Origin of the sequence: Pantoea sp. ME81 (assembly GCF_903970985.1) — a bacterium.
GTDB classification, from domain to species: domain Bacteria; phylum Pseudomonadota; class Gammaproteobacteria; order Enterobacterales; family Enterobacteriaceae; genus Pantoea; species Pantoea communis.
The window spans coordinates 1-5,137 of sequence record NZ_CAJCKS010000255.1; the positions used below are offsets into that span (position 1 = coordinate 1).

General features: G+C 52.2%; 6 protein-coding genes. 3 read left to right on the plus strand and 3 right to left on the minus strand.

Going from position 1 to position 5,137, the window contains the following annotated elements; translation table 11 throughout:
* Positions 1-57: 57 nt before the first annotated feature.
* The 3 genes from H7A81_RS25505 to H7A81_RS25515 all read right to left on the minus strand — a co-directional run bounded on the left by H7A81_RS25505 (position 58) and on the right by H7A81_RS25515 (position 2,173).
* On the minus strand, positions 58-456 hold the full coding sequence (locus H7A81_RS25505; protein WP_052127453.1) for a hypothetical protein: 399 nt from the start codon (positions 454-456) through the stop codon (positions 58-60).
* Positions 453-1,256: a glycoside hydrolase family protein gene (locus H7A81_RS25510; RefSeq protein WP_166931192.1), complete on the minus strand. Its 804-nt coding sequence runs from the start codon at positions 1,254-1,256 to the stop codon at positions 453-455. Before H7A81_RS25510 ends, H7A81_RS25505 begins: the two co-directional genes overlap by 4 nt.
* Positions 1,257-1,531: 275 nt before the next feature.
* A complete protein-coding gene (locus tag H7A81_RS25515) occupies positions 1,532-2,173 on the minus strand; it encodes a glutamate racemase (protein WP_182059130.1) in 642 nt (213 codons plus the stop codon).
* Between the two features lie 138 nt (positions 2,174-2,311).
* Here H7A81_RS25515 and H7A81_RS25520 point away from each other — a divergent pair, with 138 nt between their 5' ends.
* From H7A81_RS25520 to H7A81_RS25530, 3 genes are all read left to right on the plus strand, one after another.
* Complete coding sequence (locus H7A81_RS25520) at positions 2,312-2,932, plus strand: LysE family translocator (RefSeq protein WP_370529995.1); 621 nt, start codon at positions 2,312-2,314, stop codon at positions 2,930-2,932.
* A complete protein-coding gene (locus tag H7A81_RS25525) occupies positions 2,929-3,483 on the plus strand; it encodes an AAA family ATPase (protein ID WP_370529996.1) in 555 nt (184 codons plus the stop codon). Before H7A81_RS25520 ends, H7A81_RS25525 begins: the two co-directional genes overlap by 4 nt.
* A gap of 95 nt (positions 3,484-3,578) precedes the next feature.
* A complete protein-coding gene (locus tag H7A81_RS25530) occupies positions 3,579-5,045 on the plus strand; it encodes a catalase (protein ID WP_182059132.1) in 1,467 nt (488 codons plus the stop codon).
* The last annotated feature ends 92 nt before the right edge of the window (positions 5,046-5,137 follow it).

Below are 5,137 nucleotides of genomic sequence, written 5' to 3' on the forward strand. Positions count from 1 at the left end.
ATATTGATGAAGGGAGCGGCACCTGGCTGGTGAATGTGCCGACTCCCGCAGGCTGATTTATTCGACCACGTTGCCGTTTTCGGAGAACAGCACTTTGTCCCCTTTGGACTGGTGCTGTGAAACCTGTAGCGTCCAGACGTGGTTGTCATCGTTACCCGCGCCTGCCGCCGGAGACAACACGTAACTGTAATCACCGTTGCGGAAGATGTAGCCACGGAAATCGTGCGACGGGCCAATATTCAGCGTCGATCCCTTCAGCGTCAATTGATGGTGATTCTTTTTATTGATCGAGTGATAAACAATGCCATCGCACTCCACATCGCCCTCAACGCATTTGCTGGTATCCAGAAACACCTGATAGCTTTTGCTATCAAAAAACGGTTTTTTGGCAGCAGGCGTCTGTGCCATCGCGTGGAGTGAAAAACAGACCAGTGATAAGGCAAGTAACTTTTTCATAATTTGATATAAATTCCTTTGTGATATACGTTCAATTCACTTTTCCTGCGATTCACCAATCCCTTCATACGCACGCCGCGCGAATAAACAAACTGCATCCACGCGCGATCCAAATCCTCTGGCGATTCGCCATTAATCACTTTCAATGCCGTCGAGTAATATAAGCCTTTATGGTTCAGGTTATCACGTGTGCCAATATTAAACGCCAGCATGACTAATGCATCAAACTCATTTTGAGTCAGCGCGACTTTGGCATACTGTCGCACCGCATCAACAAACTTTTTTAAATCCTGGGAGAATAACGTTTCAGCAGCCGACTCTGAGATGCCATCTTTAAACTGGTCGAATTCGCTCTGACGACTGATCCAATGTCCGTAACCGATGGTCGCGCCCGCCGTCCAGCTACTGATGGTGTGAGAACTGTGATCGTCATACGGTAACGTGTGCAGCTGTTCATACTGCATCATCAGTTTAAGTACCTGATAACTCGGGTACATGGTCATTGGGTTCTTGCGTGTGCCATTCGGGTTACTGCCGGTGGAACCGTGGGCGCGCGGCAAGCCACTACGCTGACCGGAAGACAACTGACTGAAGGTTTTTTTACCGGGTGACACCAGGCCATCGGGATGATGATAAAAATGTTTTTGGTAGGTGATAATTGCTTTAGTGGTGTTATTCCCGCAAATGCCATCGATTTGTAATTGCGGAAAACCATTTTTATTTAATAATGTTTGCACCAGTTTGACATCTTGCGGTCGATTGGTTCCGCGCAGCCCAACACTTTCCTGTATCGTTTCCATTATTCGCCTCAAAAATTCTTTTCATGTGAGTAATTTTATTGACGCCTGAAGCACGTAGCGGATAATTATGCCGCATTTTTAACCGCAATAATGGACTGGGAAGTTCGGATTGTTCTTAAAGTCTTAAATGACATTTTCGTGACAATTCATTGTCACCTTTAAATAAGCATGATGCCAAAGAAATGAATTTCCTTGCTACGAAATTGCTCTTTTTTTGGTCCAAAAAATAATCGTGGCGGCAGGCACTGTGCCTTTTCCCTCTGCCACGTGTTGTCTCAGTGGATGGCGATAACGGCTTGCAGCGCCAGTGCTGGAATGGTCAACGGCCGGATATCCTCGGGCATGCCGTTCGCCGCCGCCGCCATTGAGACCTGCGCCAGTGCTACGTGTTGTGCGCCCTGCTCGCGTCCCTGTGTTACCGCGTCGGCAATGAGAGCGTGATAGCGTTGATGATCGCCCGCTTTAAATGCGGCCCAGGCATCAGGGATCAGCGCGACCTGCGGCTGTTTCTCCGCTGGCAGCGTGGGTGGACAGAACAACAGGCGTGTGGCGGCTAACGTTGACTCAGCCGCGCAGAGCACCAGCGCAGGCCCTGCCATTTGATGCAGGTGATCTGCCAGCATTCGGTCTGCGCGATAGACCGGGCAGCCCGTGTTTTTCGGCTGGAAGGTGTCGGCCACTGGCCCCAGCGTTGAACAGGTAATGACTATCGCATCAAACCACGGTCCCATACTGTGCAACAGCTGAGACAAACGTTGCTGTTGCTCCTGCGTCATACCGCCACTTTGCTCGGCTTCAGCCAGCAGGTGCGGCATCACAATATGGCTCAGTGTGTGGGGAGGTAATTCAAGGGCGTGTGCCGCGTGATCGAACAGCGCGATATTACTGGCGGCGGTATGCAGGCAAGCGATGGTCATGGTCATCCTTATTGTTGTGCTATTTATAGGTCCGCTGAGTCCTGGCGGCGTGATTGCAGTGGTAGATTATTGCTTCACCGTCTAATAATATTCAAAATTATTTAACATTCCTTAGCCGTTACCCTCATGAACCTGCACGTGCTCGCCTTTATCATTGCGATCTTACCGGTGGCCTTGTCGCCAGGGGCGAGTTTCACCCTCGCGATTAACAACACGCTGGTGGCAGGCACGCGCGGGCTGGCGGCGATCATTCTCGGCACGGCACTGGGTATTTATACCCATGCGCTGCTGATTGGTCTGGGCATCAGTGCCCTGCTGGTGCGTTCCCCCATTATCTTTAACCTATTAAGCGTGGCGGGTGCCGCTTATCTGCTGTGGCTCGGCGTACAGTTGTTGCGTCGAGGTCGTCATATTTCCCAACCTGTCGCCTCTTATCGCAGTGCCCGCATAGGGATTAAAGATGCCTGGCTAGCCAATGTGCTCAACCCTAAAGCGGTGATGTTGTATCTCACCGTGGTATCGCAATTCGCCGGGCGCGATCATGCCTTGTTGCATTATCTGCTGCTGGCCTCCATACACGTTGCCATCATGGCCCTGTGGCTGGTGATCATCTGTTTTACGCTGCTGACTTCAGCGCGAGTAATCAATATCCGTAAGCTGTCCATCGCTATCAACATTGGTGGCGGGCTGATACTGGTGTTTTTTGCTATCAGCAATTTGGTTCAGCTTTTTATGACATTAAAAGGATTTTCATCATGATGGCATTAAGCGACTTCGGCCCACGCATCTGCATTTTGGGGCCTTCAAACAGCGGTAAATCGACGCTGGCTCAGGCCATCGCCAGCAAGACAGCGCGCCCGCTCATACACCTGGATCAGCTTTATCACCTCCCCAACACGCACTGGCAAGCCCGTGCTGAAGCAGATTTCCGGCAACTGCATCTCGACGCTATCGCAGGGGAAAGCTGGGTCATGGACGGCAATTATGTGCGCACGCTACCGGACCGCTTAACGCGTGCCAGCGGTATCATTCTGCTTGACCTGCCACCGACTCAAAGTTTCTTCCGTTATCTGCGTCGTACGCTGTTTGATGCCCAGCGCATTGGCGGTGTTGTCCCCTCACATCAGCGCGAGAAGTTGACCTGGGAAATGACGCGTTATCTGCTTATCACCTCTCGGCGCCATCGCCCGCGTAACCAACGCATGTATGCGGAATGGACCTTGCCCAAGCTGTTGCTTAGCTCGTCAGCAGACATTAACCTGGCCTATCGCGAATGGGGTCTTCTCTCAGAGCACCCTTCCATACGCTAATTCTGCCCTTCGCTCATCTCCCGCTTCGCCTGCAAGTTTGGCCTGCGCTGCTACCTTTAGTGGGTTGCATTAACCTTACAAAAGCTGGAGATATTATGAGCAATGACGATCGTAAACCGACCACCACGGATGCTGGCATTCCGGTAGCCAGCGATGAACACTCTCTGTCAGTCGGACCAGACGGTCCGCTGGTGCTGCACGATCACTACCTGATTGAGCAAATGGCGAACTTCAACCGTGAGCGTATTCCGGAACGCCAGCCGCACGCCAAAGGCAGCGGCGCGTTTGGCCATTTTGAAGTGACGGACGATGTCAGCCGCTATACCAAAGCTGCGGTATTTCAGCCGGGCACAAAAACTGATGTGGTGATGCGCTTTTCAACCGTTGCAGGGGAACGCGGCAGTCCCGACACCTGGCGTGATCCGCGCGGTTTTGCCCTCAAGTTTTATACCAGCGAAGGCAACTACGACATGGTAGGCAACAACACGCCGGTGTTCTTTATTCGTGATCCGATGAAGTTTCAGCACTTTATCCGCTCGCAAAAACGCCGCGCCGACAACAATTTGCGCGACCACGATATGCAGTGGGATTTCTGGACGCTGTCGCCAGAATCGGCGCATCAGGTTACCTGGTTGATGGGCGATCGCGGTATTCCCAAAAGCTGGCGGCATATGAACGGCTACTCCAGCCACACCTACATGTGGGTCAACGCGCAAGGTGAGAAGTTTTGGGTGAAATATCACTTCAAAACCGATCAGGGCGTGGAGTTTCTGGCGCAGGAAAACGCGGATACCTTGGCCGGTCAGGATGGCGACTACCACACCCGCGATCTGTTTAACGCGATTAAAAACGGTGAGTTCCCCAGCTGGACGCTCTACATGCAGATCATGCCGTTTGCCGAAGCTGAGACCTATCGCTTCAACCCGTTCGATCTCACTAAAGTCTGGCCGCATGCCGACTACCCGCTGATCAAAGTCGGCAAACTACAACTAAACCGCAATCCCACTGACAACCATGCACAGATCGAGCAAGCTGCGTTTGAGCCAAACAATCTGGTACCCGGCATTGGTTTGAGCCCTGACAAAATGTTGATTGGTCGTGTATTTGCCTATGCCGATGCGCACCGCGCGCGGTTGGGCGTGAATTACAAACAGATCCCGGTCAATGCGCCTCATTCTCCGGTGCACAGTTACAGCAAAGACGGTGCGATGCGGATGAATCCGGTCTCCGACCCGGTGTATGCACCTAATTCTAAAGGCGGTCCGGTGGCGGATGGCGATCGTTATCCCACCGACTCCACCTGGGAATCACAAGGCAACATGGTGCGTGCGCCGTATACGCTGCGCAAAGATGATGATGATTTCGGTCAGGCGAATACGCTGGTGAATAAAGTGATGGACGATGCGGCACGCGACCGTCTGGTGAACAACGTCAGCGGGCATTTGTTGGATGGCGTGGAAGAACCGGTGCTGTCACGCGCGTTTGAGTACTGGCGTAACATTGATCAAACCATTGGCGACCGTATTGCACAGCAGGTGCAGAGCGAGCGCGCAAAACGCTAAATAAAAAGGGGCGCCGCTGCGAACAGTGTGCGCCCCCTATTCATGACTTCACTACTTCATTACTTCATTACTTCATTACTTCATTACTTCAT